The sequence below is a fragment of the Bradyrhizobium tropiciagri genome, assembly GCF_018130545.1.
In the GTDB taxonomy this organism is placed as follows: Bacteria; Pseudomonadota; Alphaproteobacteria; order Rhizobiales; family Xanthobacteraceae; genus Bradyrhizobium; species Bradyrhizobium tropiciagri_A.
Window position 1 is genome coordinate 319,795 of sequence record NZ_JAFCKF010000005.1, and the last position, 24,014, is coordinate 343,808.

Genomic DNA, 24,014 nt, shown 5'->3' on the forward strand with positions numbered 1-24,014 from the left:
TCATTGTTGCAATGGAGGAAACCGTGAGCACTTCGCCGGAAATCGACGTGCATGAGGAGTTGTCGAGCGCGGCCGTCGGCCGGCTGCACATACTCCTCGGCATCCTGATCACGCTCATCACGCTGTTCGATGGTTATGACACGTTCAATCCTGCCTATGTCATCCACTACGTGGCAAAACCCTGGGGGCTGTCGCCGAGCCAGGCGGGCTTCCTCGTGAGCTCGGGGCTGGTCGGATTTCTGTTCGGGGCAGTCGGGCACGGCACGGTCGCCGACCGGCTTGGCCGGCGCGGCACGTTGCTGGTCGGTCTCTGGATCGTCAACATCTTCACTCTGCTGACCGCAACTGTGGGCAACGACTTCTGGAGTTTCTGCGCGCTGCGCTTCGCCACCGGTCTTGGTCTCGGCGTGCTGCTGCCGCTGGGTACCACCTTCGTCAACGAGCTGGCGCCGCGACGCGTCAGCAACGCCTTCTCGCTGTGGGGCGTGACGCTGGGCTGGTCGCTCGGCGGCGTCTGCGCCGGGCTTGTCGGTGTCTATCTGACGCCGCATTACGGCTGGCAGATCCTCTATTACCTCGGCGCGTTGTCGATCCCGCTGACCTTCGTCGCGCACGCGGTGCTGCCGGAAAGCCCTCAATTCCTGGCGGCGCGGCGCCGTACCGAGGAGCTGCGCGTGCTGCTTGCGCGGCTTCGCCCGGAGCGCGCCACGGTCTATCGCAACGCGAGCTTCGTTTCCGCCGATACGGGGAGCGTGCCCAATCCGATCGCAGCGCTGCTCAGCCCGCGCTATCGCCGCGTCTCGCTGACGATCTGGATCACCGCGTTCCTCAGCCTGTTTGCGATCTTCGGCCTGACCGGCTGGATCCCGACCGTGATGCAGAAGCGCGGCGAGACGTTTGCTGCATCGTTTGGCTTCGGCGCGCTGATGCAGGCGATGTCGTTCGTCGGCGGGCTGACGCTTGCGATGCTGGCCGACCGCAAGATGTCGCTGACGCCCCGCTACCTCGCCACATGGTGGCTGACCGGCGGCATTGCCGTGCTGGCGCTGGTGTTCGTCAGCGGTCACGGCGTCAATCTCGCGATCGTTGCCATCGCCGGCTTCTGCATCATCGGCGCGCAGCACGTACTCAACAATTTCACCGCCGGCTCGTACGAGACCCTGCTGCGGGCCAGCGGCGTCGGCATGGAATTGGGCGTCGGCCGGGTCGGCGCAATCCTTGGGCCCTATCTGATCGGACTGCTGCAGCAGATGACCGGTGGGCCCGACATCGTGTTCTGGGTGATCGGCGGGGCCGCGATCGTCGGGGCCTTCGCGATCGGCTCGCTCGGTCTTGCCACAGTGCCCCGTCCCGTTGCCATCGACACGGCTCCCGCGGAGTGATGATGGAGAGCTTCGCCTATAGCGCGCCTGCAACGCGGGTGATTTTCGGATCGGGCACCCGGGCGAGCCTCGCCGATGAAGTCCGGCGGCTTTCGTGTCACCGCGCGCTGCTGCTCTCGACCGCGCCACAACGTGGCGAGGCCGATACGCTCGCCGCCGATCTCGGCCCGCTGGCGGCCGGCGTATTCGCGGAAGCCACGATGCATACGCCGGTCGACGTCACCGCAAAAGCCGTGGCGCAGGTGAGGATGCTCGATGCGGATTGCGTGGTGGCGATCGGCGGCGGCTCGGCGACCGGGCTCGGCAAGGCCATCGCGCTTCATACCGATCTTCCGCAGATCGTGCTGCCGACCACCTATGCCGGCTCCGAGGCGACATCGATCCTCGGCCAGACCGAGGGCGGCCGGAAGACGACGCTGCGCAGTCCAAAGGTGCAGCCGGAGGTGATCGTCTACGATGTCGATCTGACGCTGACATTGCCGCCGCAGCAAAGCGCTGTCTCCGGCCTCAACGCCATCGCCCACGCGGTCGAGGCGCTGTACGCGCATGATCGCAATCCGGTCACCTCGCTGCTCGCCGAGGAAGGCATCCGCCGCTTCGCGCAGGCACTGCCGAGGCTCATCGCCGCATCCGACGACCGCAGCGCGAGGTCGGATGCGCTCTACGCGGCGTGGCTGTGCGGCTGCTGCCTCAATGCCGTCAGCATGGGCCTGCATCACAAGCTCTGCCACACGCTCGGCGGCATGTTCGACCTGCCGCATGCGGAGACCCATGCGGTGATCCTGCCGCATGCGGTTGCCTACAACGGCCCGGCTGCCGCCGATGCCATACAGCGTATCGCGCTGGCGCTCGGTGCCACCGATGCCAGCGCGGGCTTGTTCGACCTGGCGAACCGGCTCGGCGCGCCGACCTCGCTTGCGGCACTGGGATTGAAGCCGTCGGACATCGATCGCGCCGCGGCAGCGGCTGCCGAAACGCCCTATCCAAATCCACGGCCGCTCTCGCAGCCGGCGCTACGCGCGCTGCTCGACGACGCGCTTTGCGGCGTGCGGCCAACTCTGACGCCGAGCGTCTGGGAGACCTCGCATGCGTGATTTCGACGAGCACAACATCACCGCGGCCGTGATTGATAGCCTGGCGCAAACCGGCGACGCGCGCCTCAAGACCGTGATGACCAGCCTCGTGCGCCATCTGCATGATTTCGTGCGCGACGTCGAGCCGAGCTTCGACGAATGGAACGCGGCGATCGATTTCCTCACTCGCGCCGGACAGATGTGCAGCGACAAGCGGCAGGAGTTCATCCTGCTGTCCGACACGCTCGGTGTCTCGATGCTGGTCGATGCGATCAACCACCGGATGCCCGAAGGCGCGACCGAGACGACGGTGCTGGGGCCGTTCTTCGTCGCTGCCGCACCCGAGCTGCCGCTCGGCGCCGACATCTCCGGCGGCATCGCAGGCGAGAAGCTCAGCGTCAACGGCGTCGTCCAATCGTCCGATGGCCGCCCGCTTGCCGGTGCCACGGTCGATGTGTGGCACGCCGACGATGATGGCTATTACGATGTCCAGCAGCCCGATTTGGAATCACTCGCGATGCGCGCGCGGTTCAGGACCGACCGCGAGGGACGGTTCTCCTTCACGTCGATCATGCCCGCGTTCTATCCGATCCCGCATGACGGGCCGGTCGGCGCGATGCTGGAGGCGCTTGGGCGCCATCCGTACCGCCCTGCGCATGTCCACTTCATGATCGCCGCCGAGGGCTTTGAGACCCTGATCACTCACATCTTCGATGCGGAAAGCCCGTACCTCGATTCGGATGCGGTGTTCGGCGTCAAGAACTCGCTGATCGCGCCGTTCTCCCGCGATCACCAGTCCGGAGAAATCCAGCGCGGCCTCACCTACCGGTTTGGCCTCAAACCGCTTCCCAACACCAAAGGAGACAGCTGATGTCCAGTTCCACTCACATTGCCGCAACTGAGAAAATCGGCCGTCTGTCCGATTCCTGGGTTCTGTTGTTCGCCCGGCTCGCGATCGCGCCGCTGTTTCTCTACAGCGGTATCGGCAAGCTGATGGCCTTCTCCGCGACCGCCGGCCGCCTCGGCGGCGCCGACGGCATCGGTGCGCTCCTTGCGGGCGGGGCAACGGCGGTCGAGCTCGGCGGTGGCATCGCCCTGGTGCTCGGCCTGTTCGCACGCCAGGCGGCCGCGGTGCTGTTCCTGTTCACGATCGCCGCGACGCTGATGTTTCACAATTTCTGGGCCGCACCCGAGGCACAGGTCGTGACCCAGACCATCAACTTCCTGAAGAATCTCGGCCTGCTCGGCGCGCTCGCGCTGATCGCGGCCTACGGGCCGGGAAGCTACGCCGTGAGCGCGGGCCGTAGGCCGTGAGTCCTGTTGCTCCGGCGCCGGCTCACGCGCCGGCGCTGGAACGAAGCCCGCTGTGGTTTGGCGCGATGGAGAGCAGCCAGTCGCCGAACACCTGCTCGGCTTGGGCGGCGACCGGCCTCGCCAGCGCCTGCGTCGCCGCGCGCAATTCGGGCACCGGGATCTTCGCCGCCGACAGTTCGACGGCGTGGCCGACATACCATTCCTCGAGCTGTCGCGGATCGGCTTCGAGATGGAATTGCAGCGCCAGTGCGTTATGGCCCCAGGCAAAGGCTTGATTCTCGTAATTGGCGTTTGAGGCCAGCCGCACCGCATCATCAGGCAGATCGAAGGTGTCGCCGTGCCAGTGCAGCACCTTGGTTTGCAGGTTACGCAGGCACGATGATTTGCCGTCCGCCGTCAGCTCGACCGGCCCCCAGCCGATCTCCTTGACCTTGCCCGGGAACACCCGGCCGCCGAGCGCCTGCGCCATCAGCTGCGCGCCGAGGCAGATGCCGAGCGTCGGCAAGCCGCGCCGCAGCCGCTGTTCCAAGAGCGCGATCTCGGTCGCGAGGAACGGATAGGTCTCGGTCTCGTAGACCCCGATCGGGCCGCCGAGCACGATCAAGAGGTCCGCATCGCGAATCGCACGATCGGAGAGGTCGTCGACCGGCGCGTCGCAGAACGACACGCTCCAGCCGGCGCGCTCCATGATTGGGGCAAGCAGCCCCAGATCCTCGAACGCCACATGGCGGATGGCAATGGCGGAGCGCGGTGGTCGCATTGGTGACGTCCAGTCTTTTCGATATATAATCTCAAATATAGCGCGTCAGGTCGCGACGAGTCCAGCCGTCGTCCACCTCGCGGGTCAGCGGTCGGAATGCAGCTTTTCGAGAAACTCCTTCACGCCGCTGACGGCACCGGTCTGCGAGGCGACATAGCCGGGAAGGGCGCCCACGGCTTTGTGAAACTCGCCGCTCCTCATGATCTCGAGCACGCGCTGCATCGGCTCGGTCTCGAGAAACGCACGCTTGCAGACGAAGAAATAATCTTCCGTGAGCAGGCGGATGAAATCGAGCCCGAATTGCCGCGCGGCGGCCTCGACGCCAAAGCTCGCATCAGCCATGCCGCTCGCGACATAGGCGGCGACCGCGGCGTGGGTGAACTCCATGTGCTGGGCGCCGTTGATCCGGCTTTCCGGGATCTTGTGCAGCGCCAGCAACTGATCGAACAGCAGCCGCGTGCCGGAATCATGGTCGCGGTTGACGAAGCGCGCCTTGCGCTCGACCAGGTCCTTCAACGAGGTGATCTTCAGCGGGTTGCCGCGCTTGACCATCAGGCCCATCTCGCGGGTCACGAAGTTGATCACGCGGTCCTCGCGCGGATCGAGCCACTCCCGACAGGCCTTAATGCCCTGCGCGCGCAACTCGCCGCGCGGCAAATGCACGCCGGAGAGATCGCAGGCGCCCTGCGCCAGCGAGACCAGCGAGTTCTGGTTGCTGACGTAACGCAGGTCGATGCCGACGCCACCAGCGCGGTCGAGGAACTCGCGCAGCTTCGACACCGCAAAGCCGTGGCTGGCATGGACTCGGATGACCTGCGGCCGCTGCTCGAGGAACGGCTTGATCTCAGTGACCAGTTCCTGCGCGAGGTTTTGCAGTTGCAGGCTGAGCCGCGCCTGCATGCGCTGGCCGGCCCACACCAGCTTCTCGCCGAATGGCGTCAGCTTCGAGCCCTTGCCGCGCTGGGTCTCCACCAGGGGCACGCCGAAGAACTCGGACCATTGCTCGATCAGGTTCCAGACATGGCGATAGGACAGCTGCGCGTCGGTGGCGGCGCTGGTGATCTTCCCGGTCTTCCTGATCTCGTTGAGGATGCCGAGCATCACCACCACGGTCTGCGGCGAGTTTTCCTTCCGGAAGCGCCAGACGGTCTCGATCTCGATCTGCAGCATCGCGGTCACCACTTATGAAGAAGACTTCATATCCTGGTATACCAATAGGTACAAGATATCATATTTACTGCTGAACAAAGCCTCCTACGTTGAGGGACAAGACCAGGAGGAAATATGATGTCCGTTGCATATGACTATGAACGCGACCGCCGCGCCCGGACCATCAGGGACGAATTGTTGCTGATCGACGGTGCCCGCGTCCGCTCGCTGTCCGGAAACAGCTTCAAGTCGTTCAATCCCGCCACCGAGCAGGTGATCGCCACGATTGCCGAGGGTAATGAGGCGGATGTCGACCGCGCGGTCGCGGCTGCCCGCCGCGCCTTCGAGGGCCCGTGGCGCACCATGCGCGCCGCTGAGCGCGGCCACATCCTCTTGAGATGGGCTGAGCTGCTCAAGAAGCATGCCGACGAGATTGTTGCCCTGGAAAGCCTCGATGCCGGCAAGCCGATCTCGGCCGTGCTGCGCCAGGATTTTCCGGCCGCCATCGATACGCTGACCTACTACGCCGGCTGGGCCGACAAGATCAGCGGCGAGGTGGTCTCGGCGCGCGACGACGCGCTGACCTACACGGTGCGCGAGCCGGTCGGCGTGGTCGCGGCGATCGTGCCGTGGAATTTCCCGCTGATGATCGGCATGTGGAAGCTGGCACCGGCGCTGGCCTGCGGCTGCACCGTCGTGATGAAGCCGGCCGAGCTGACCTCGCTGTCGGCGCTGCGGATCGGCGAGCTCGCGCTCGAAGCCGGACTGCCGAAGGGCGTATTCAACATCGTGACCGGACCGGGCCGCGTCGTCGGCGATGCGCTGGTCAATCATCCCGATGTCGACAAGGTGACCTTCACCGGCTCGCCCGGCGTCGGCCGCGGCATCATGAAGGGCGCTGCCGGCAACTTCAAACGCGTCTCGCTCGAGCTCGGCGGCAAATCCGCCAATGTGATCTTCGACGACGCCAATCTCGAAGCCGCCGCCAAGGCCGCCGCGGCCGGCATCTTCTTCAACGCCGGGCAGGTCTGCTCGGCAGGCTCCCGCGTGCTGGTGCAGGAGAAGGCCTATGACGAGGTGGTCGAGCGCCTGGTCGCGCGTGCCGAGGCGCTCCGGATCGGCGATCCCGCGGATCGCGGCACCGTGCTCGGGCCTGTCATCTCCGAAAAGCAGATGCGTTCGATCCTCGATTATGTCGCAATCGGCAGGAACGAAGGCGCGCAGCTCGCCACCGGCGGCGAACGCGTTGGCGACCGCGGCTATTTCATCAGCCCGGCGGTGTTCGCCAATGTCGCGCATGAGATGCGCATTTCGCAGGAGGAGATCTTCGGTCCCGTCGTCAGCGTGATCAAGTTCAAGGACGAAGCCGATGCGTTGCGCATCGCCAACGGCACCGCCTATAGCCTCGCCGCCGGCGTCTGGAGCGCCGACATGGGCCGCGTGCAGCGCTTTGCCAGGAAGGCCCGCGCCGGCACGGTGTGGATCAACACCTATGGCTACACCGACGTGCGGTTGCCATGGGGCGGCGAGCGCGACTCCGGCCTCGGCCGCGAGCACGGCACCGCCGCGCTCGATAATTTTACGGAACCGAAGGCGGTGTGGATGAATCTCAACGTGTGAGATTGTTGAGAGGCGCAAGATCGCGCCACAAAATAGCTGTCGTCCCGGCGAAGGCCGGGACGACGCTGTGGAGACATTGTCGCCTGCTTGCATTATCGTTCATGAACGAACCCACGCAGAACGAGGCGATCGTGCAGACAAAAAAATTCGGCAACAACGGCCCGCAGGTCTCGGTGATCGGGCAGGGCACCTGGTATCTCGATCGCGGCGACCGCAAGGCGGCCGTCGCTGCGCTGAAGCGGGGCATCGATGCCGGCATGACGCATATCGACACCGCCGAGATGTATGGCGACGCCGAGCTGGTGATCGCCGACGCCATTGCCGGCCGACGCGACGAATTGTTCCTGGTCTCGAAGGTGTTGCCGAGCAACGCCTCGCGCCGCGGCACCATCACCGCCTGCGAGCGCTCGCTGAAGCGGCTGAAGACCGATCGGCTCGATTGCTATCTGCTGCATTGGCGCGGAACCTACCCGCTCGCCGAGACGGTCGCAGCATTCGACGAATTGATCGCTGCCGGCAAGATCCGCTCCTGGGGCGTCAGCAATTTCGACGCAGACGATCTCGACGAACTGCGCGATGTCGCGGGCGAGGGCAACATCGCCTGCAATCAGGTGCTCTACCATCTGCAGGAGCGTGCCATCGAGCACGCCGTGATTCCGTGGTGCGAACGACACGGCGTTGCCGTCGTCGCCTACTCGCCGTTCGGCCACAATGATTTTCCGCTGGCGTCGACCAAGGCTGGCACGGTGCTGCAATCGATCGCGGAGAAGCACAAGGCGACGCCGCGCCAGGTCGCGCTGAGCTTCCTGACGCGGTTGCCGCCGGTGCTTGCGATTCCGAAGGCGTCGAATGCGGAGCACGCGGCGGAGAATGCGGCAGCCGGCACGCTCACGCTCAGCGGCGATGAACTGGCCGCGCTTGACGCTGCGTTCCCGCGCGGTCCGAAGCCGCGCTCGCTGCCGATGCTCTGAAGCAACACGTCACACAACGATCCAGAGTCCCGCCAATTCGTGGGATTCACACCGTTTCGCTCCACACAGTGCTTAACAAACGGTTTCAGTTGCGGCCGCGCGCGGCCTGCGGCAGGCGGTCACGCGCGCTGGCGCATATCGGAGTCCCGTTTTCGGGCATTGTTCTCGCAGCGGAATTGGCGTTCTCTACGACAGCAGATTCCCCTTATTTTGCTCATCGAGATTGCCGTGACACCGCCCCCCGCCGCCGTAGCCGCCAGGCTGGACAGCGTTCCCCTTTCATTGCCCGCCAAGACGGCGCCCTCAACGAAAAGCGTCGTACGCAACAAGGCACCTGCGCGCACCGACCGGCCATTCAAGGGCATCGCGCTGATCCTGCTGTCGACGGTGTTCCTGGGCACATCGGATGTCACCGCAAAATATCTCTCGTCCACGCTGCCTTCGATCGAGATCGCCTGGATCCGCTTCCTGGTGTTCGCGCTGATCATGACGCCGGCGATGCTGCCGGGCACGCCGCTGTTCGCGCTGCGCAGCAGCCGTCCCGGACTGCACGTGCTGCGCGGCGCCGCGCTGCTCGGCTCCTCCCTGATCTTCATCACGGGGCTGGGCTTCCTGCCGATCGCCGAGGCCTCCGCCACCAGCTTCGTCTCGCCGCTGTTCGTCACCGCGCTGTCGATCGCGTTCCTCGGCGAGAAAGTCGGTATGCGCCGCTGGATCGCGACCGCGGTCGGTCTTGCCGGCGTGTTCATCATCCTGCGGCCGGGCACCAGTGCCTTCCATCCCGCCGCGATCTTTCCGATCGTCTCGGCGTTCGCCTGGGCCGGCACACTGATCCTGACGCGCATGATGAGCGGCAGCGAGCGCCCGATTACGGTCATGACCTATTCGTCGATCGTCGGCGTCGCCATCGTCAGCGCGCTGGTGCCGTTCGTCTGGGTCACGCCGACCTGGCATGACATCATGTTCGGCATTCTGATCGGCGTTGCCTCCACTGTCGGACAATGGATCGTGGTGCTGGCGTTCCGTTATGGCGACGCCTCGGTGCTGGCGCCGTTTTCCTACACGCAGCTGCTGTGGGTCAGCATTCTCGGCTTCCTGATCTTCGGCGAGGTGCCCGATCGCTGGACCATCCTCGGCGCCGGATTCATCGTCGCCTCCGGGCTCTACACCGCGCATCGCGAGCGCGTCAGACGGTCGCAGTTGCTGACCGTGGCCAGCGAGCCGTCGCCGAACGCCTGACCGGGGCGGCGACAAATCGTGCGCTGGTTGCGAAGATGCGCGCTCTGATCGTTGCGCGGGTACAACAGATCGGCCGAAAACTTTGCTTCCCTGGCGCTGAATCAGGGGAATTCTGAAACAATCGGCAATCCCGCGTTCGCCGCGTGCTAACTTGTTCCCAAGAACGCCGCAGAGCGTTTTGGGGGCAGTGCAAGTGCATTTTGGTTTGTCGTTTTTTTCATTGGGATGTTGGCCGCGGGGAGGCGTGATCGCGCTCTCGCTCTGCGCCCTAACCGCTGCGATCGCGTTGCCGGTCGATTCAGCACAGGCGCAAAGCTTCACTTGGGGCGGCACAGGCAGTTCGACCAGCACGGTCGACTACCAGCTCTCGACCAACTGGTCGACGACGTCGCCCGGCGCGCCGCCGATCCTTCCCACGCAGTCGGCTATTTTCGGTTCAACGGGATCGGCGACGGTTACCGTCGGTGCCGGACCGATGTTTCCGGACTCCTGGACATTCACGGCCAATTCGCAGTCCTACACCATCGGCGGTCAACCGGTTAACTTCGCTCTGACGGGGCCGAGCGGTGGCCTGATCAACCAGGCCAACAGCGGCCAGACCATCACCATCAACGCCAACATCAACGACGCCTTCACGCCTGGCGTGATGGTGCAGCAGCTCGGCAACAGCACGTTGGTGCTTGCTGGCACCAACGGCTACACCGGCGGCACGTTGATCTCGGCCGGCACCGTGCAGGTGACCAACGCGAATTCGGTCGGCACCGGCACCATCACGCTCAACGGCGGCACCTTCCAGATGCAGTCGCCGACGGTGGCGAGCGTCGCCTTCGCCAACAACATCGCGGTCAACGCCGCCGGCGGCACGGTCGATGCGAACGGCGCCCAGGTCAATCTGCAAGGTGTGATTGCCGACGGCGCCGGCGCCGGGGTGCTACGCCTGATCGATTCGTCTGCATCGTTCGGCTCGAACGTTCAGCTCTCCGGTGCCAACACCTACAGCGGCGGCACGCTGGTGGTGGATACGACCGTCGTCGTCACCAACACCAAGTCGGTCGGATCGGGCGCGGTGACGCTCGACAATGCCTCGTTCCAGGCCGATGGTCTGAGCAATCTGACCTTCGGCAACAATTTCAAGATCAACAGTTCGGCGATCGGCAGCTCGATCGACGCCAATGGCACGACGCTGACGATCGCCGGCAACATCGCTGACGGCAACGGCCCCGGCAAGCTGACGGTGCTCGACAATTCGGGCGGCCTCGGCCGCGTGGTGCTCACAGGCACCAACACCTATACCGGCGGCACCACGATCTGCGATTGCGCGACCTTGCAGCTCGGCGATGCCACCCACACCGCCTCGATTGTCGGCGAGGTCACCGTCGACGGCAAGTTTGATATCGTGAACGCCAACACGTCTGGAATTACCAAAATCGTCAATGACGGTTTCAGCGGGATTGCCACCACGACGTTCCACAATTCGACGTCGGCGTCGACGGCGACGATTATCAACCGGAACTTCGGCATCACCGAGTTTCGCGACTCGAGCACCGCGGGCAGCGCGAACGTCAGCACGACCAATGGCGCTCTGACGATCTTCCGCGACGGCAGTTCGGCCGGCAGCGCCACGTTCAGCAACAGCAACAACGGCACCTTGGTGTTCGGTGATGCGCTTGGCCCGCCCGGTGGCTCGGACACCAGCACGGCCGGCAAGGCCGTGATCCACAATCATGATAATGCCGGCACCGTGTTCCTGGGCCACACCAATGCGGGCCAGGCCAATATCACCAACGGCGACAATGGTGGCGGGACGCTGTTCTTCGAGTTCTCGTCGGCCGCGTCCGCGACCATCACGACGACCGCCACCGGCTTCACCAATTTCTACCAGAACAGCACCGCGGCGAACGCAACGATCGACAACAGCGGCCTGACCTATTTCGGCAGCTCCGGCCTGAGCCCGACGGAGGCGCCGACCGCGGGCAATGCGACGATCACCAATCGCTCCGGCGGCACACTGATCTTTGACGCCTACGCAACGGCCGGCAACGCCACGATCACCACCGAGAGCGGAGCCGGCGTCATGTTCCTCAACCATTCGACCGGCGGCACTGCGCAGTTCATCACCAACGGCACCGGCTTCGTGGATTTCGGCCGCAGCCTGGGGCCGAACGGTGACGGCCGCATCACGGCCGGCTCGATCGCCGGTTCAGGCATCTACTATATCGGTGGTGGCAATACGCTCGCCGTCGGCGGCAACAATCTCTCGACCAATGTCAGCGGCGTGATCGCCGATTTCGATCCCTGCGGTTGCGGCCCGACCGGCGCGGGAAATCTGGAAAAGACCGGCAGTGGCACGCTCTCTCTCTCGGGCGTCAACACCTACACCGGCACCACTGTCGTCAATGGCGGCATCCTGCAGGTTGACGGCTCGATCGTCTCGTCCAGTTCGGTCACGGTGAATTCAGGTGGCGCGCTCTCCGGTATCGGCACCGTCGGCGACACGACGATTGCCAGCGGCGGCATCCTGCTGCCCGGCAATGCGACGCCTGGCAGCTTCCTGAACGTGGCCGGCAATCTCGCTTTCCAGTCCGGTGCGCTGTATCTCGTCGGCCTCAATGCGAGCGCCGCGACATCGGCCAAGGTGACCGGCACCGCAACGCTGGCCGGGTCGGTCGGTGTCAGCGTCGCGGCCGGCAGCACGATCGCCAAGCAGTACACCATCCTGTCGGCGGCCGGCGGCCGCAGCGGCACGTTCGTGGGCGTCGATTCAACCGGGTTGCCGGCGGGGCTGGTTGCGACGCTCGGCTATGATGCGAACAACGCCTATCTGAACCTCACGCTCGACTATGCCGCGAAGTCGAAGCTCAATATCAACCAGAGCAATGTCGCCACCACGCTGCAGAACTTCTTCAACGCCAATGGCGGCATCAACGCAGTGTTTGCCGGGCTCTCGCCGAATGGCCTGACGCAGGCCTCGGGTGAGGGCGCGACCGGCTCGCAGCAGGCGACGTTCAATGCGATGAACCAGTTCCTCGGTCTGTTGACCGATCCGTTCGTCGCCGGGCGCGACGGCGGCGTCGGTGGTGGCGCAGGAGCGACGCCGTTTGCGGAGGAGAGCGCAACGCTGTCCTATGCGGCGCGCAAGACCGAGCCGCGCGATGCGCTGGCCGCGATCTACAGCAAGGCGCCGCCGCAGCAGCTGAACTTCGATCAGCGCTGGAGCGTGTGGGCGGCAGGCTATGGCGGCTCGCAGACCACCAGCGGCAATGCGGTGTTGGGCTCGAACAACACCAGCAGCAGCATCTATGGCACTGCGGTCGGCGCAGATTACCGTTTCTCGCCGAACACCATCGCCGGCTTTGCGCTCGCCGGCGGCGGCACCAGCTTCAGCGTCAACGGCCTCGGTTGGGGCCGCTCGGATCTGTTCCAGGCCGGTGCGTTCGTCCGCCACACCGTCGGCGCGGCCTATCTGAGCGCGGCGCTGGCCTATGGCTGGCAGGACGTCACCACCGATCGCATCGTCACCGCCGCGGGCGCCGACCATCTGCGCGCCAACTTCAATGCCAATGCGTGGTCGGGCCGGCTCGAGGGCGGCTATCGCACTGCCACGCCGTGGATCGGGCTGACGCCCTACGCGGCGGCCCAGTTCACCAGTTTCGAGCTGCCGGCCTATGCGGAGAGCGTGGTCGCCGGTGGCGGCGCGTTCGCGTTGAACTACGCCGCGAAGAGCGTCACCGACGTCAGGAGTGAGCTTGGCCTGCGCAGCGACAAGTCGTTCGCGGTCGATGGCGGCATCCTGACGCTGCGCGGCCGTCTTGCATGGGCGCACGACTTCAACCCCGACCGCAGCATCGGCGCCGTGTTCCAGGCGCTGCCCGGCGCCGCCTTCGTGGTCAACGGCGCTGCACAGGCCAGCGACTCCGCACTGACCACGGCCTCGCTCGAGATGAAGTGGCGCAGCGGCTGGTCGGCGGCTGCGACCTTCGAAGGCGAATTCTCTGACGTCACCCGGTCCTACGCCGGCAAGGGCGTTATACGCTATGCGTGGTGACCCTCCGTGCTATAGCGTCTTGATGCGAAAGCCGGCCCGGACTTGATCCGCGGCGGTGTATTTCGCGAGACGAAATACGCATCAAAATGAGTGGGACAAAACCCACGCGGAGGGAACATGCGCGCAGCGATCTTCAGGAATGGCGAGATTGTCGTCGACCAGATGCCGGAGCCGAAGCCGGGCGCCGGGCAGGTGCTGGTCAAATCGCTCGCCTGCGGCATCTGCGGCTCCGACCTGCACGCGCGCAAGCACGCCCACCGCATGGTGGAGTTGAGCAAGTTCCTACCCGGCCGCACGCCGATGGATTTGTCGCGCGACGTCGTGTTCGGCCATGAGTTCTGCTGCGAGATCCTCGATTACGGCCCGGGCACCACACGCAAGCTGAAGCCCGGCTCGCGCGTGTGCTCGTTGCCGGCGCTGCTGACGCCGGAGGGCCCCAAGGGCATCGGCTATTCCAACGATTACGCTGGCGCCTATGCCGAGCAGATGCTGCTCAGCGAGCCACTGCTGCTCGAAGTGCCGAACGGCCTTGCCGCCGAGCACGCCGCGCTCACCGAGCCGCTTGCGGTCGGGGTGCATGCGGTGGCGATGGCCAACATCCAGGGCGGCGAGGTGCCGTTGGTGATCGGTTGCGGGCCGGTCGGGCTCGCGGTGATCGCTGCACTGAAGATCAGGGGGCTCGGCCCGATCGTTGCCGCCGATTACTCGCCGGCACGACGCGCTCTTGCCGAGAAGATGGGCGCGGATGTCGTGGTCGATCCCGCCAGGACGCAGCCCTATGCGAGCTGGGCCGAGCACGCCCAGATGACCGAAGCCGAGAAGGCGGCGCGGCCGCCGCTGCAGGCGCTGCTGCCGCCGCTGAAGCCCGCGCTGATCTTCGAATGCGTCGGGGTGCCCGGCGTCTTGCAGCAGGTGTTCGAGGGCGCGCCACGCAGCGCCCGTGTCGTCGTGGTCGGGGTCTGCATGGAGACCGACAAGTCCGAACCGATGCTCGGCATCATCAAGGAGCTCAACGTCCAGTATGTGCTCGGCTACACGCCGGAGGAGTTCGCCTATTCGCTGCGCCTGATCGCGGAAGGCCAGGTCGACGCGGCTTCGCTGGTCACCGGCCGCGTCGGCATCGACGGTGTCGCGCAGGCCTTTGCCGATCTCGCCAATCCCGAAGCGCACACCAAGATCCTGGTCGAGCCGTGGCGGTGAGTTTGATTTCGTAGGGTAGGTTAGCCGAAGGCGTAACCCACCATTCTCTTCGTGATGAGCAAAGTCGGTGGGTTACGCTTCGCTAACCCACCCTACGGACCAGCGTTCAGGCGCGCGGTTTGCATTTCGTGACACCGAACCTATAGTTCGCTGTCCTTGAAAGCACCCACCTCATGCGCGTTTCAATCATCACGGGAGGCGGCTCCGGCATCGGCGCGGCAGTTGCGCGCCGGCTCGCCGGCCCCGATCAATCCCTGATGCTGCACGGGCAGGGTGCCGAGGCCACAGGCCTCGCGCGGCTGAATTCGGTTGCGGAGGAATGCCGCAGCAAGGGCGCGAAGGTCGCGGTCGCGACCGGCGATCTTGCCACCGCCGGCGCGGGGACCGCGCTGGTCGAGGCCGCGCGCGCCGCGTTCGGGCCGATCGATGCGATCGTGCATGCCGCGGGCTTTGCCGACCGGCGCGACTTCGCCAGCCTGCCGCGCGCGGCGCTGGAGCGCGCCTTCGCGGTGATGGCGGCGGCATTTCATGAAATCGCAGCGGCCGCGCTGCCTGACCTCATGCGCAGTGCGCAAGGCCGCGTCGTCGCGGTCTCCAGTTTCGGACCGCATCGTTTCGTGCCCGGCGCGACCTATCCGGGATCGGCTGCCGCGAAGGCGGCGCTTGAAGTGCTGGTCAAGTCGCTCGCGATCGAGCTCGCCGCCTCGGGCGCCACCGCCAATGCCGTGATGCCCGGTTACACCCGCAAGGATCCCGGCCTGTTCGGTGCGCTTGATACCGCGACCTGGGATCGCGTCGCAAAGGCCAACCCGATGCAGCGGCTGGCCGAGCCCGACGAGGTCGCCGCCGTCGTCGCCTTCCTGCTGTCGCCGGAAGCGGGCCACGTCACCGGCGCCACGCTGCCGGTCGATGGCGGCCTGACCTTGATGTGACGTCATGAATGAGGGCGCGTCCACACAGCGGGTTGATGTCGTCGTGCTCGGCGCCGGCATGGTCGGCGTCTCCGCGGGGCTCGCCGCGCGGCAGCGTGGGCTGTCCGTCATCATCGTCGACCGCCGCGAGCCCGGCAGCGAGACCTCCTACGGCAATGCCGGCATCATCTCGTCCGGCTCGATCCTGCCGCTGAACACGCCGTCGCTCTTAAAAAACCTGCCGAAATATCTCACCAACAGGCACCCGGCGCTGCGCTGGAACCTGCCATGGGCCATCGCTAATGCGAACTGGGTGGTCCGCTTCCTCGCCACGGCAACGCCGTCGCAAACCAGGCCGCGCGCCGCAGCGCTGCACGGCTTGATCGGGACCTCGCTGACATTGCATCGCGACTGGATCGTGCAGGCCGGCGCCGGCCATCGCATCCGCGAGACCGGCTGGCTCAAGGCCTGGCGTGGCGACGGGCTCGCAGCCGCCAAGGCCGAGCAGGCGGCGCTTGCCGAGTTCGGCATCAAAAGCGAGGTGCTCGATCGCCAGGCGATCTCCGCGCTCGAGCCCAACATCATTCCCGTCTATAGCGTCGGCCTGCTGCACAGCCAGACGGCATCGGTCGATTCACCCGGCGCAGTGGTCAAGGCCTATGCGCAGATGCTCGCAGTCAATGGCGGCACGGTGCGGCAATCCGAGATCCGGCGGATCGAATCGCAAGGCGACGGCTGGCGCGTGCAGCTTGCCGACGGCGAGATATCAGCGCGCCATGTCGTGGTCGCGCTCGGGCCGTGGTCGGCCGAGCTGCTGCGGCCGCTCGGCTACCGCGTTCCGCTGGCCTTCGAGCGCGGCTATCACCTGCATTTCGTACCGAACCCGGCACGCAAATTGCTACGCCCGATCCATGATGCGGAGGGCAGCTTCCTGATGACGCCGATGGAGCAGGGCATTCGCGTCACCAGCGGCGTCGAGCTCACCGCACGCGACGCACCGTCGAACTATGCACAGCTCGAGGCCGTGGTGCCGATGGCGCGGAGCGTCGCCGAATTCGGCGATGCGGTCGGCGAGCGCTGGCGCGGCGCGCGGCCGACGCTGCCCGACAGCCTGCCGATGATCGGGCAGGCGCCACGGCATCGCGGGCTCTGGCTTGCTTTCGGCAACCAGCATATCGGCTTCACCACCGGTCCGGGAACAGGTGCCGCGGTTGCGGCGATGATCGCGGGCGCCGTGCCGCCATTCGAGGTGAAGGCGTTTTCGCCCGGCCGGTATATCGCGTGACACGCGCAAGGCTGCCTGCGATGCTGGGGCGTCAAGAGAACGGGCGCGGCAACCGAGGGGCAGGATGAACTACGTCTGGGATTTCGGGATCCTCGCCAAGTACAGCCATCTGTTCTGGCTCGGGCTCGGCTGGACCATGGCCTACACGATCGGCACCATCATCCTGGGGACGCTGATCGGCCTGATCGTCGGCATGCTGCGGCTCAAGCGCATTCCGGTGATCGACTGGCTCCTGATCGCCTATATCGAAACCTTCCGCTGCACGCCGCTCCTGGTGCAGATCATCTGGTTCTACTACGCCTTTCCGGTTGTGATCGGCGTCAATATCCCGGCGCATGTCGCGGCCGTCAGCGTGCTGTCGCTCTATGGCGGCGCGTTCTATGCCGAGATCGTGCGCGGCTCGATCGAGAGCGTGCCGCTCGGGCAGTGGGATGCGGCGAAGGCGCTCGGGCTCCGAGGCTGGCATCTGATGCGGCTCGTGATCCTGCCGCAGGCGCTGAAGCCGATGATGGCGCCCTATGTCAACCAGTCGGTGACGCAGCTCAAGAACACCTCACTGGTCTCGATCATCGCGGTGCCCGACCTCGTCTACAACGCGACCCTGATCAACGCCGACACCTATCGGCCGCTCGAGGTCTACACCATCGTGGCGCTGATCTATTTCGCGATCCTGTTCCCGTCGACGCTGGTGGCCCGCCGGCTGGAGCGCGGGCTGACCTACGACAAGGTGTGATCTCTGATCTCCCTCGCCCCGCTCTTGCGGGGGGGGGGGGAGGGAGAGATTTGCTCGCTAGATATTCAACTCCACCGGCACGTCCTCCGGCTTGACGCCGGCAAGCCCGAGGCCCTTGACGAACCATTCGCGCATCTGGCCGATGCCGCGGTTGTAGTCGATCCACACCGACAGGAAATCGCGCCAGCGCTTGTCCTGTTCGCGCCGCACCGCGGTGCCGCTCGCGATCGTCACCGAGGGTGAAGTCAGGATCTTGTAGGTGCCGAGGTTCGGGTTCTTGGCGATCGCGGTCAGCCCGAGCACCAGCGCGTTGACCACGCAATCGACGCGGCCCGACGACATTTCCAGCATCACCTCGTCGCGCGATTTCAACGACTTGATGCTGGCATTCGGCGCAAAGCGCCGCGCCACCGCCTCGTTGGCCGAGCCGACGTCGACCGCGATCTTGACCTCGGGCTTGTTGATGTCGGCCCAGGTCTTGGCCTCCAGTCCCTTCTTCAGCATCGCGCCGAACGGATGCGGGAACACCAGATTGGTGAAATCCACCACCAGCGCGCGCTGCGGCGTCGGGTTGAGCGCGAAGCCGAGATCGATCTTGTTGGCCTGCAGATCGAGGATCGAATTGCCGTAGGTCGACTCGACATATTCCAGCTTGACGTCGAGCAGCTTGGCGAGGTCGTTGGCCATCTCGATCGAGAAGCCGGACCAGGTGCCGGTGGCGAGGTCCTTGTTGAAATAGGGCAGCTCGCCCGGCAGCACCGCGATGCGGAGCACCTTGTTGGCGCGGATGCGATCCAGCGTGTTGTCGGCCGGGGTCTGCGCCGAGGCCGGCGTTGCCATCGCGGCCGCGAGCGCCGCGCCGCTGCCGATCCCGAGCGCATAGCGCAGCGCGTCGCGGCGATCTTCGGAAATTTTGATGTCGTCGGATTGAGTCAAGCGGGCCTCCCTGCACCAGATCGCCGAAGCCTAGCGTCGGGTTCCGGCGCCAGCAAGGGCGCGCGCCTGCACCATTGGTAGGCGTGGCGAAGCGGAGATGCCTATCTCTTCACCTCGTCCCGCTTGCGCTATGGCCGGGGCACATTGCCAAAACATCGAAAACAACCCCATGCACAGTAGCCGGCGGCGTGCCGGCATTCGACACGGCCACTTGACATGTCGGGCAAATCAGGGGTATTATTCTATTATTCAGAAAATTTGCAGGTGTGCCTCACCCGGTGAGCGCAACATTAGCCGTTGGCGCGGAGGCAGCCCCTCACCCTGACCCTCTCCCCGTAAGAACGGGGAGAGGGGAAATTGAGACTGCCCAGCTCAATACTGTCCCGGCACGTACATCTCCGGCGGGATTGGGCCGCGGTGATAGTCGGGGTTGCGCACCCGCGGCGGCAGCACCACCGGTTGGTGCGTGACCTGCTGATAGGGGATCTGGCTCAGCAGGTGCGAGATGCAGTTGAGGCGGGCGCGCTTCTTGTCGACGGCATCGACGATCCACCACGGCGAGTCCGGCAGATGCGTGCGCTCCAGCATGGTCTCCTTGGCCTTGGTGTAGAGTTCCCAGCGGGTCCGCGCCTCGACGTCCATCGGGCTCAGTTTCCACTGCTTCAGCGGATCGTGGATCCGCATCGAGAAGCGGAACGCCTGTTCCTCGTCGGTGATCGAGAACCAGTATTTCAAGAGGATGGTGCCGGAGCGGATCAGCATGCGCTCGAAGTCCGGCACCGAGTTGAAGAATTCCTCATACTGCTCGTCGCTGCAGAACCCCATCACCTTCTCGACGCCGGCGCGGTTGTACCAGCTGCGGTCGAACAGCACGATCTCGCCGCCGGCCGGCAGATGCGAGACGTAGCGCTGGAAGTACCATTGCGTGCGCTCGCGCTCGTTCGGCGCAGGCAGCGCCGCGATCCGGCAGACCCGCGGGTTGAGCCGCTGCGTGATGCGCTTGATGACGCCGCCCTTGCCGGCGGAATCGCGGCCCTCGAACAGCACGACGACCTTCTTCTTCTCGTGCTGCACCCAGTCCTGCAGCTTGACCAGCTCGCCCTGTAGCCGCAGCAATTCGCGGAAGTAGAACTTGCGGTCGATCGACGGCTGTCCGGCGGCCCCGTCGTGGTCGAGCTCGTCGAGCCTCATGTCGTCGAGCTCGAGTTCGAGTTCCTCGTCGAGGCTGTCGGCCATCTCCTGGTGGATGCGGGCGCGCAAAGCTTCGTCGCGCAAGGCTTCGTCCCGGGCGGCTTCGTCGGTGAGGTCGGAGGCGGTCATGAAGGTCCGTCTTTCAGTGTGTTAGATGGATCGCCGGGAGCATTGACGGGCGATGTTACCCCTCTATGACAATGGCATGACCGCTGTTTCACGCCGCCAGCGGGACTGTGCTAACAAGCGATCACAAGATCAAAAAAGGAGACGCCGATGATTTCGCTCACGCCAAAAGACGTCCTGCCGGAGGACGGCACCGCCGGCACGCTGGTCGGACGGGTCTGGCTGCCGCAGGCCGGCGGGCCGGTCGTGGTCGCGGTGCGGGCGGACGGCGTGTTCGACGTCACCGCGCGCTTCCCCACGGTGAGCGCGCTGTGCGAGGAGAGCGATCCGGCAGGTGCGCTGCGTGCGACGAAAGGCGAGCGGATCGGCGATTTCGCGGCGATCCTGGCTAATACGCCGCCCGACGGTCGTGACAAGGCGAAGCCGCATCTGCTGGCGCCGGTGGATTTGCAGGTGCTGAAGGCCGCCGGCGTCACCTTCGCAATCTCGATGCTGGAGCGCGTGATCGAGGAGCGGGCGCGCGGCAACCCGTCCTCGGCGGAGGCAATCCGCAAGGAAGTGGTGCGGCTGGTCGGCGACGATCTCTCCAAGCTCAAGCCCGGCTCCGAGCAGGCAATGCGGCTGAAGCAGGTGCTGATCGAGCAGAATGCCTGGAGCCAGTATCTGGAGGTCGGCATCGGCCCCGACGCCGAAGTCTTCACCAAGGCGCCGACGCTGTCGTCGGTCGGGTCAGGCATGGATGCCGGGCTGCATCCGAAATCGACCTGGAACAATCCGGAGCCGGAGGTCGTGCTTGTCGTCTCCGGCGCCGGCAAGATCGTTGGCGCCGCGCTCGGCAACGACGTCAATCTGCGCGACTTCGAGGGCCGCTCGGCGCTGCTGCTGTCGAAGGCCAAGGACAACAACGCCTCCTGTGCGATCGGCCCGCTGCTCCGGCTGTTCGACGCGACGTTCTCGCTCGACGACGTCAGGAAGATGGATGTCGGCCTCACCGTGAAGGGCGCCGACGGCTTCGTGCTCGAGGGCCATTCCTCGATCTCCAAGATCAGCCGCGACCCGACCGATCTGGTCGCGCAGACCATCGGCCCGGTGCATCAATATCCCGACGGCTTCGCGCTGTTCCTCGGCACGATGTTCGCGCCGGTCAAGGACCGCGATGCCAAGGGCGAAGGCTTCACCCACAAGCGCGACGATATCGTCACCATCGCAGCCCCGCAGCTCGGCAAGCTTGTCAACCGCATGCGCAGCAGCGACGAGTGCGAGCCCTGGACCTTCGGCGTTGGCGCGCTGATGAAGAACCTCGCGCAGCGCAAGGTGCTGTGAGGAGAACCGTAGGGTGGGTTAGCGAAGCGTAACCCACCGACTTCGTGCCGCGGAAAAGATGGTGGATTACGCCTTCGGCTAATCCACCCTACGAAGTTGGTGGCTCACACATAGCTCGCCGTCACGCGGCCGAACGGGCCGAAATCGGCGACATAAGTGTCGCCCGGCTTTGGCCGCAGCATGCCGGTCAGCGTGCCGGTCGAGATCATCTGGCCGGCTTGCAGCCCGATCCCGGTGCGCGACAATTCGTTGGCGAGCCACGTGAGCGGCACCATCGGATGATCGAGCGCGTCGGCCGCGGAGCCCTTGCGCCGCAGCGCGCCGTTGCAGGACAGCGTCACCTCCTGTCCGGCGATGTCGCGCGTCCGCCAGTCCGCGATCGCAGGGCCATAGGCGATGCTGCCGGCGCCGGCGCCGTCGGCGAGGATCGCGGGCAGGGCAGGGAATGCCGCATCGTGAATGAAGCGGCATTCGGCGAGCTCGATGCCGGGATGCAGCGAGGCCACCGCGTCGGTCACCTCGTCGATCGTGTACGGCCTGTCGCGGGGCGGCAGATCGGCGCCGAGCCGCGCCTGATACTCGACCTCCGGGATCGGACTGCATTGCGCGGCGTGCGCGACACTGAGCGGCGCCTCGCGGATGTCAGCTGCGAACACGCGGCCGTAGATCGGCGAGTCCGTGCGGAGCTGCGCTTGCAGGCCGGCTTTCATCGCGGCGATCTTCCAGCCTCCAACCGGCCGGTCGAGCGCGTCGGCGACCATCTGCGCGACGCGGTAGGCGGTCGCCTTGTCCGGCGGCACGAGATCCGGATCGAGCCCGCTCTGCTGGCGTCCGTCACGGCGAAGGGCAGCGAGCAGGCGCGCAAGTTCGTGCTGGCGGGCGATATCCATCGAGGGCCTCGAGACGCGTTGGCAGGCATGGCGTTGCCGGCGATGCGCAGCGGATAGGATTGTGTTTGGCGCACAGCAAACGATTTATCTGCAGCATGGATTGAGTCATACTCAATCGGAGCCGCAATCAACAAGGAGCCGTCGTCGATCGATGTCCTGGCGCCGCCTACCCCCGCTGCATGCGATCCGTGCCTTCGAAGCCGTGGCGCGGCATCTGTCGATGACCCGGGCCGCCGAAGAGCTCGGCGTTACGCCTGGCGCGGTGAGCCGGCACATCCGCGCGCTGGAGGAACAGTTGCAGAAGCCGCTGTTCCTGCGGCAGCCGGGCGGCCTCATCCTGACCAGCGCCGGCGAGGCGCTGGCGCAGGCGACGCGCGAGGGTCTCGATCGCATCGCCGACGGTGTCAGCGGCGTGAAGCTGACGCGGCTGCGGCCGCTCTCGATCGGCGTCTACGGCTTCGTCGCCTCGCGGCTGCTGTTGCCGATCTGGCCGGAGCTCCGAGCGACGCATCCCGATCTCGCGATCGATTTGCACACCTCGCCCAATCCGCTCGATCTGTTGCCTGGCCGCTATGATGCCGTCATCGCGGTGTCCGACGGCGCACCGCGGCCCGGTCTGGTGACACATCCGCTGGTCCCGATCGCGACCGTGCCGGTCTGTGCGCCGCGCTGGCTGAAGCGCGGTCCGCTCGATTTCGCCGCCGTGCCGCTGCTGCATGCGCGGCCGCGGCCCGACGACTGGCGCCGCTGGCTCGATCACGCCGGGCTCGGCGGCGTGTCCGCGCAGGGCGGCAGCAGCTTTGAAAGCGTCGGCCTTGCGATCGAGGCGGCCGCGGCCGGCATGGGCGTTGCGATGGCGATCGAGGCGCTGCTGGCGCCCGACCTCGCACGCCGCAAGGTCGTGTTCGCGCATTCCAGGGTGCGCCAGACCCGCCGTCACTTCGTGCTGCAATACGAGGCACGGCTCGCCGACGAGCCCGCGCTGTCGGCATTCCGCGACTGGATCGTCGGACGATTGGCACCCGGCATCGCCCCGGGTGGCCATCCCGGCCGCCGGTTCACAACGCCTTCGGCTCCGGTGCGCCGGGGAAGGCCTCGGTCAGCTTCAGCGACTTGACCATGTGCGCCGTCGCCGACTTGTAGCGCATGAAGTGCGGCGTCGTGAGATGCGCCTGGTACGCAGCGACATCGGCGTACATCTCGAAGACGATGAAACGGGCCGGATTAACCTGGTCCGGTACCGCGTGCAGGACGAGGACGCGGGGTTCGACACGCAATGCGGTCGCGATCTCGTCGTTGAGCGCGGCCATGTAGGCCTGGCGGTACGTCGGGTCGATCTCGATCTCGGCAATGTGGACGCAGGGAATGCCGGGCGCATGCGGCATCGCCGGTGCCTGGGGCATCGGAATCATGCCCGGTACTGCGCCTCGCTGACCTCTTCCAGCCAGTCGACGTTGCTGCCGTCGCGGGATTCCGTGATCGCGATATGCGTCATCGCGGTCGTTGCGGACGCGCCGTGCCAGTGCTTCTCGCCGGGCGGAAACCAGACGATGTCACCGGGACGGATTTCCTCGACCGGACCGCCCTCGCATTGTACCCGGCCGAGGCCGGAGGTGACGACGAGCGTCTGGCCGAGCGGATGGGTGTGCCATCTGGTGCGGGCGCCGGGCTCGAAGGTCACCTGGCCGCCGCTGAGGCGTGCCGGGTCGCCGACCTGGAACAGCGGGTCGACGCGCACCGTGCCGGTGAACCAGGCCTCGGGACCTTTGCCAGAGGGACGTGAGCCGTTGCGGGTGATCTGCATTGTGTCGATCCTTTCCTTTGCTGATGTCGCACCGATGTTCGTCAGTGCGGTGAAGCCGGCGG

The 24,014-nt window shown here is 65.7% G+C and carries 21 protein-coding genes; 14 read left to right on the plus strand and 7 right to left on the minus strand.

Annotated elements, in window-relative coordinates; genetic code table 11:
* Positions 1-23: 23 nt before the first annotated feature.
* From JQ616_RS23120 to JQ616_RS23135, 4 genes are read left to right on the plus strand one after another with little or no spacing between them, the layout of a single operon-like run.
* The gene (locus tag JQ616_RS23120) at positions 24-1,382 is read left to right on the plus strand and encodes an MFS transporter (protein ID WP_212018361.1); all 1,359 of its coding nucleotides are present in this window, start codon (positions 24-26) and stop codon (positions 1,380-1,382) included.
* Positions 1,382-2,476 carry a maleylacetate reductase gene (locus JQ616_RS23125; protein WP_212018363.1) on the plus strand — a complete coding sequence of 365 codons (1,095 nt, stop codon included), beginning with the start codon at positions 1,382-1,384 and terminating at the stop codon, positions 2,474-2,476. Before JQ616_RS23120 ends, JQ616_RS23125 begins: the two co-directional genes overlap by 1 nt.
* Positions 2,469-3,326 carry an intradiol ring-cleavage dioxygenase gene (locus tag JQ616_RS23130; RefSeq protein WP_212018365.1) on the plus strand — a complete coding sequence of 286 codons (858 nt, stop codon included), beginning with the start codon at positions 2,469-2,471 and terminating at the stop codon, positions 3,324-3,326. Before JQ616_RS23125 ends, JQ616_RS23130 begins: the two co-directional genes overlap by 8 nt.
* On the plus strand, positions 3,326-3,769 hold the full coding sequence (locus tag JQ616_RS23135) for a DoxX family protein (RefSeq protein ID WP_212018367.1): 444 nt from the start codon (positions 3,326-3,328) through the stop codon (positions 3,767-3,769). Before JQ616_RS23130 ends, JQ616_RS23135 begins: the two co-directional genes overlap by 1 nt.
* Positions 3,770-3,791: 22 nt before the next feature.
* On the opposite strand, the gene JQ616_RS23140 is transcribed toward JQ616_RS23135, so the two are convergent.
* Positions 3,792-4,529 (minus strand): glutamine amidotransferase, encoded by a 738-nt coding sequence (locus tag JQ616_RS23140; protein WP_212018369.1) that lies wholly within the window; start codon positions 4,527-4,529, stop codon positions 3,792-3,794.
* 84 nt (positions 4,530-4,613) lie between these two features.
* Positions 4,614-5,699, minus strand: coding sequence for a substrate-binding domain-containing protein (locus JQ616_RS23145; RefSeq protein ID WP_212018371.1), 1,086 nt, complete (start codon positions 5,697-5,699; stop codon positions 4,614-4,616).
* A 117-nt stretch (positions 5,700-5,816) separates the two neighbouring features.
* Here JQ616_RS23145 and JQ616_RS23150 point away from each other — a divergent pair, with 117 nt between their 5' ends.
* The 8 genes from JQ616_RS23150 to JQ616_RS23185 all read left to right on the plus strand — a co-directional run bounded on the left by JQ616_RS23150 (position 5,817) and on the right by JQ616_RS23185 (position 17,682).
* Positions 5,817-7,298, plus strand: a complete 1,482-nt coding sequence (locus JQ616_RS23150; RefSeq protein WP_212019128.1) for an aldehyde dehydrogenase family protein — start codon at positions 5,817-5,819, stop codon at positions 7,296-7,298.
* Positions 7,299-7,429: 131 nt separating this feature from the next.
* Positions 7,430-8,269: an aldo/keto reductase gene (locus JQ616_RS23155; protein ID WP_212019130.1), complete on the plus strand. Its 840-nt coding sequence runs from the start codon at positions 7,430-7,432 to the stop codon at positions 8,267-8,269.
* A 282-nt stretch (positions 8,270-8,551) separates the two neighbouring features.
* Positions 8,552-9,508: a DMT family transporter gene (locus tag JQ616_RS23160; RefSeq protein WP_212019132.1), complete on the plus strand. Its 957-nt coding sequence runs from the start codon at positions 8,552-8,554 to the stop codon at positions 9,506-9,508.
* 244 nt (positions 9,509-9,752) lie between these two features.
* The gene (locus JQ616_RS23165) at positions 9,753-13,553 is read left to right on the plus strand and encodes an autotransporter domain-containing protein (RefSeq protein WP_349630040.1); all 3,801 of its coding nucleotides are present in this window, start codon (positions 9,753-9,755) and stop codon (positions 13,551-13,553) included.
* A 117-nt stretch (positions 13,554-13,670) separates the two neighbouring features.
* Positions 13,671-14,753 (plus strand): zinc-binding dehydrogenase, encoded by a 1,083-nt coding sequence (locus JQ616_RS23170; protein ID WP_212018373.1) that lies wholly within the window; start codon positions 13,671-13,673, stop codon positions 14,751-14,753.
* Positions 14,754-14,926: 173 nt separating this feature from the next.
* Entirely contained in the window at positions 14,927-15,685 is a 759-nt protein-coding gene (locus tag JQ616_RS23175) for an SDR family NAD(P)-dependent oxidoreductase (protein ID WP_212018375.1), read from the plus strand.
* Between the two features lie 4 nt (positions 15,686-15,689).
* Positions 15,690-16,949 carry an FAD-dependent oxidoreductase gene (locus JQ616_RS23180; RefSeq protein ID WP_212018377.1) on the plus strand — a complete coding sequence of 420 codons (1,260 nt, stop codon included), beginning with the start codon at positions 15,690-15,692 and terminating at the stop codon, positions 16,947-16,949.
* Between the two features lie 64 nt (positions 16,950-17,013).
* Complete coding sequence (locus tag JQ616_RS23185; protein WP_212018379.1) at positions 17,014-17,682, plus strand: amino acid ABC transporter permease; 669 nt, start codon at positions 17,014-17,016, stop codon at positions 17,680-17,682.
* A gap of 57 nt (positions 17,683-17,739) precedes the next feature.
* Here JQ616_RS23185 and JQ616_RS23190 read toward each other — a convergent pair whose 3' ends face one another.
* Positions 17,740-18,618: a transporter substrate-binding domain-containing protein gene (locus tag JQ616_RS23190; RefSeq protein WP_212018381.1), complete on the minus strand. Its 879-nt coding sequence runs from the start codon at positions 18,616-18,618 to the stop codon at positions 17,740-17,742.
* Positions 18,619-18,990: 372 nt separating this feature from the next.
* A complete protein-coding gene (gene ppk2 / locus JQ616_RS23195; protein ID WP_212018383.1) occupies positions 18,991-19,938 on the minus strand; it encodes a polyphosphate kinase 2 in 948 nt (315 codons plus the stop codon).
* Between the two features lie 147 nt (positions 19,939-20,085).
* Between ppk2 and JQ616_RS23200 the strand changes: the two genes are divergently transcribed.
* A complete protein-coding gene (locus JQ616_RS23200) occupies positions 20,086-21,258 on the plus strand; it encodes a fumarylacetoacetate hydrolase family protein (RefSeq protein ID WP_212018385.1) in 1,173 nt (390 codons plus the stop codon).
* Between the two features lie 104 nt (positions 21,259-21,362).
* Here JQ616_RS23200 and JQ616_RS23205 read toward each other — a convergent pair whose 3' ends face one another.
* Complete coding sequence (locus JQ616_RS23205) at positions 21,363-22,148, minus strand: 2-keto-4-pentenoate hydratase (RefSeq protein ID WP_212018387.1); 786 nt, start codon at positions 22,146-22,148, stop codon at positions 21,363-21,365.
* A gap of 151 nt (positions 22,149-22,299) precedes the next feature.
* On the opposite strand from JQ616_RS23205, the gene JQ616_RS23210 reads away from it, so the two are divergent.
* A complete protein-coding gene (locus JQ616_RS23210) occupies positions 22,300-23,265 on the plus strand; it encodes a LysR substrate-binding domain-containing protein (protein WP_212018389.1) in 966 nt (321 codons plus the stop codon).
* Here the strand turns inward: JQ616_RS23210 and JQ616_RS23215 are convergent.
* Together JQ616_RS23215 and JQ616_RS23220 are read right to left on the minus strand one after the other, a co-directional pair.
* Positions 23,207-23,551, minus strand: coding sequence for a putative quinol monooxygenase (locus tag JQ616_RS23215; RefSeq protein WP_249137151.1), 345 nt, complete (start codon positions 23,549-23,551; stop codon positions 23,207-23,209). The two genes, JQ616_RS23210 and JQ616_RS23215, sit on opposite strands and share 59 nt — an antisense overlap.
* Before the next feature lie 5 nt (positions 23,552-23,556).
* A complete protein-coding gene (locus JQ616_RS23220; protein WP_212019138.1) occupies positions 23,557-23,952 on the minus strand; it encodes a (R)-mandelonitrile lyase in 396 nt (131 codons plus the stop codon).
* Positions 23,953-24,014: the final 62 nt, after the last annotated feature.